Source organism: Microcoleus sp. S36b_A4 (genome assembly GCF_036700645.1).
Taxonomy (GTDB): domain Bacteria; phylum Cyanobacteriota; class Cyanobacteriia; order Cyanobacteriales; family Microcoleaceae; genus Microcoleus.
The window spans coordinates 1-4,343 of the sequence record NZ_JAUBPI010000179.1; the positions used below are offsets into that span (position 1 = coordinate 1).

At 43.9% G+C, this 4,343-nt stretch carries 3 protein-coding genes; 1 reads left to right on the forward strand and 2 read right to left on the reverse strand.

What is annotated here, in order from left to right; all coding sequences use genetic code 11:
• The first annotated feature begins 215 nt into the window (after positions 1–215).
• The gene (locus tag QUA03_RS28340; RefSeq protein ID WP_333216981.1) at positions 216–2,492 is read left to right on the forward strand and encodes an AMP-binding protein; all 2,277 of its coding nucleotides are present in this window, start codon (positions 216–218) and stop codon (positions 2,490–2,492) included.
• A gap of 23 nt (positions 2,493–2,515) precedes the next feature.
• On the opposite strand, the gene QUA03_RS28345 is transcribed toward QUA03_RS28340, so the two are convergent.
• Both QUA03_RS28345 and QUA03_RS28350 read right to left on the reverse strand, forming a co-directional pair.
• Positions 2,516–3,853, reverse strand: a complete 1,338-nt coding sequence (locus tag QUA03_RS28345) for an IS701 family transposase (RefSeq protein WP_333216983.1) — start codon at positions 3,851–3,853, stop codon at positions 2,516–2,518.
• A gap of 5 nt (positions 3,854–3,858) precedes the next feature.
• Entirely contained in the window at positions 3,859–4,224 is a 366-nt protein-coding gene (locus QUA03_RS28350; RefSeq protein ID WP_333216984.1) for a hypothetical protein, read from the reverse strand.
• Positions 4,225–4,343 lie beyond the last annotated feature (119 nt).

A 4,343-nucleotide genomic window follows, 5' to 3' on the forward strand; every position in this document is an offset into this window, starting at 1 on the left:
CTGACTACTTTTTCTTTGAAGCATCTTCTCAAATCCCCTTGACAACTGCCATCCAAGCTTAACTTGTTACGAATGCTAATACCCGGATTGAAGACTCAAACGCGCTGATGGCAGACTCGTAACGCCCGACAACTGTTCACAGAAATTCTATGTGGAAAGAATTTGGCCCAACTGGTTGGCGTATTGCAAACAAGACTTATAGGTAAAAAGAATCGATGAGTGACGCAAGCATTAACGGAAACCAACTCACCGAAAGTTGTACCAATTTAGTAGAACTCCTACAAAACAGAGCCCTACACCAACCAGAGCAGAAATATACATTTCTGTTAGACGGAAAAACTGAAACCGCCAGTTTGACTTATCGAGAGTTAGATGCGATCGCCCGATCGCACGCAGTGCGACTTCAGACATTGGCAGTCAGTGGCGAACGAGCCTTACTGCTTTTCCCGCCAGGATTGGACTATCTCGCCGCCTTTTTCGGATGTTTGTACGCCAAAGTGATCGCGGTTCCCCTCTATCCGCCGAAGCTGAAACGGAATTTAGCGAAAATTAGTGCGATCGCCAAAGACGCAGGAGCAACAGTTGCGATCGCTCCCGCGCGACACCTGGAAAATTTAGAGCAGCTATGCGAACAAGCGCCGCAACTCAAAGGGCTGCAATGGCTGAGTGCAGAAGCGCTTTCCGATGACGGCGAAAAGTGGCAGCAGCCACCCATCCATCCCGATGAAGTGGCTTATCTTCAGTACACTTCCGGCTCAACCTCCACGCCCAAAGGCGTAATGGTGAGCCACGCAAACGTTTTGTACAACATTGAATACATTCATCGAGGCTTTAACCACGATTCCGAAAGCGTTGCGGTAACGTGGCTTCCCCCCTTTCACGACATGGGGTTAATTGACGGATTGCTCAAACCTTTGTATCTGGGAATTCCCTCTTACTTCATGCCACCAGCCGCGTTTATTCAGAACCCGATGTGCTGGTTGGAAGCGATTTCGCGCTACAAAGCTACCCACAGTGGCGGGCCAAATTTTGCTTACGACTTGTGTGCTAGCAAAATCAGCAAAATCTTGGGCGATGGTCAAAAAATGCTCGACTTGAGTAGTTGGCGCGTCGCCTATAACGGCGCAGAACCGATCCACAAAGAAACCCTAGAGCGATTTACCAAAGCTTTTGAGCCCTGCGGTTTTCACGCCGATGCCTTTTGTCCTGCTTACGGAATGGCAGAAACTACGCTAAAAATTGCCACGGTTCGCAGCGGAATAACACCGACTTTCTTAGCTGTTGATGCTGGGGCGCTGGAAAATAATCACATTGTAGAAGTTTCCGAAGGCGAGGGGGGCGCGAGAACTTTAGTCGGCTGCGGTTTCCCTGAATTTGGCACTAAAGTTGCGATCGTCAATCCCGAAACTCTGACACAATGCCAGCCGCAAGAAGTCGGAGAAATTTGGGTAGCTGGCGAAACAGTGGCGCGAGGCTATTGGAATCGCCCAGAAGAGACAGAAAAAACCTTTCAAGCATATCTTTCAGATACCAGCGAAGGGCCATTTTTGCGAACAGGAGATTTAGGCTTTTTACGTGATCGAGAACTGTTTATTACAGGGCGACTCAAAGATTTGATTATCATCCGAGGTCGCAATCTTTACCCCCAAGATATAGAAAGAACAGCAGAGCGCAGCCATCCCAGTTTGCGACAGGGGGCGATCGCGGCATTCTCGGTGGAAGTCGCAGGCGAAGAACAGCTCGTTATCCTGCCAGAATTACAATCTCGCAAAGCGCCGGATAATGCCGAGGAAATTATCAGCGCCATCCGAACCCGCATTGCTCAAGAATATGAAGTCCAAGTTTATGGAGTAGTGCTGATTAAGCCGGGAAGCATTCCGAAAACCACCAGCGGTAAAATTCAACGTCGCGCCGCCTATGCTGACTTTCTAGCTGACAATTTGGAAGTTGTCGCCAGTAGCATTTTAGAGTTAGCTGATTTGGTGGAAATCGACGATCGACTCACCCGAGAAATTCTGCTGAAAGCAGAGTTAGAAGAACGGCAGTCGCTGCTTGAAACTTACCTTTGGCAGCAGGTAAACCGCCGGGGAATTCATTCCCCTGCTAATAGCCAAAGTCTGCTAAAACTGATATCTTGCACCATTGTCAAGAACGGGCAAGATGCCCGTTCCACAAAGAATGAGTTTTCTTGTGGAACAGGCATCTTGCCTGTTCCTAAACAAGTAATTGAGGATGGTGCAAGATGTGAGCTAAAGGCGACGGAAGAGGAATCTTCAACCCACTTCAGTGCCAGCGGGAAAACACCAAATATTATCGATCGACCGCTCAGTAGTTTTGGACTAGATTCTTTAAGAATTTTTGAGTTAAAAAATCAAATAGAGAGTGACCTGGGCGTTACTGTATCGGTTGCCGATTTGTTTGAGGATAGGACCATTGCTCGACTGGCAGTGCAAATTCTAGAGCAACTAACGCTCTTTCATCACTCTGGATAAAATAAAACAACGGCATACCAACTTTATCCAGAGTCTAATGTTGTATATCCACGAAACTTATTCATCATATTTAATAGTTCTAGAAATCCGGCTTTTAAGCTAGGAATATCAAAAATCAAGAGCCAAGGCTTGAGGAAATTGTAAAAGACATAGGGTTGAATTATCAGTCGCAAATTATTTAACGTAGATTTCCATCCTCCACTAAAATTCCACCACTCATGCTGACTATATTTTAAAGGTTCTTGAGATATACCCTGTGGCCCAACGCAATTTAAGCTCTGGGATTCCTCTGACACACTCTCACCTGTCACTTGATTATTTCTCTGGTTTGTTTGTAAGCTAATTAACAAAAATGCACAACTAACTATTTCCCACCACTTGGCTATTTGCTGATAACTTGTTACCCGAAAATCGGCCCAGCCTAGTTCGTTTTTGGCTTGCTTTAATCCGTACTCAATCCAATTCCTAAAACCATAGTGATTCCCAATACTCGAATATAAATCTCCGGAAATATTAGTCATTAAATACCAAGTATTAGTTTTTCGCTCCCGCAAAAAATCACTGGTTATCTTCCAGTACCTCACCTCGCCAGAACCCGGACAAATGATTTCTTGAATATATCTTGTCTGTTCATTGCCATTAGAAAATACCCGGTCAAATGTTTGCCAGTCACCGTAAGTAACTTCTTCTTTATTCAACCAAGCTTTGTGATTGGAGCGAATTGCCACTACATATTTGAGGTGCAATTTATTTAGCCCTTGTATAAATGTAGAGCTTTCCCCATATAGACTATCAGCTAATACCTGCTCGATTTTAAATCCCATCCCCTCTAGTTCGGATCTAATTTCTAGGGCTAGTTGAGGTTTAGTCTTATATGTGTCTTCTGGTAGGAGAGTTGCTTGTGGTTTGAAAACTTTAAACATTAATGGAAATAGCGTGTTTCCGACTACACCATAGGCATTAACGGATACTATTCCATTCTCTACCTTGCCGAGATTACCAATATATTGTCTCGCCACATAATCGGTAGTGTTTCCCTTTTTTTTGTCTCCGGTTTCATCTATTATTAATATAATTTTTTTTCCAGCGACTCTCTCTAGTATTAACGACAATCTTAATTGTTGACAAGCCTTAATATCCCAGGGGGAAACAGTTAAAAAATGATGGAGAGATTGTTCATTTTTTAATCCGACAACTTTCGCTATTTCTGTTAGCGATTTTCGCTTGATTCCCGAAATCATCCCTATAATTAGATACTTGAAGTTTTCAAAACTTCTTACCTCGGGAAATAGATGTTGATAGGCAAGACAGTATTCGTCTACAAAACTGAATGTAGAGACTGCTGGGCGGGGTACGACCATACATTTTAACTATTTGATGACTTCAGGAATATTATACTATGGCTAAAGTGATGAAAGAGCGGTAATCCTTCTTGTGCTAATCGTTCTCGAACAGCGGCAATGCAGCGGTTGGCTTCAAGAATCCAAGTTTCTAAGGTTAGCAAGCAGTTCAAATGAAATTGAGAAAACGTCCGGCGGTAAGGTTGTCTCTGAAACTCGGGGCATTCTGCTTCTAAAAGGGCGAGTCGGGTTTTGAAAGTAGCTTCAGGCATCGGTTTTCCCCCTTTACCTAGAATTACTCTTACCTCTGCTCTGAAGTAATTTCGACGGTTCCATTGGCCGCATCGACTGTTAAAAACAGCTACGTCTACAGGCTTTTTAAGTGTTGGCATTTTCTGGTTGGCATTTTCTCATTGACATTTGATTGGCTACTTGTTAAGCTGTTGTGCATTTAAAACGCATAGTGGTATAATATAACATAATGATATTCAGACAAAGTGAATGCCTGCTA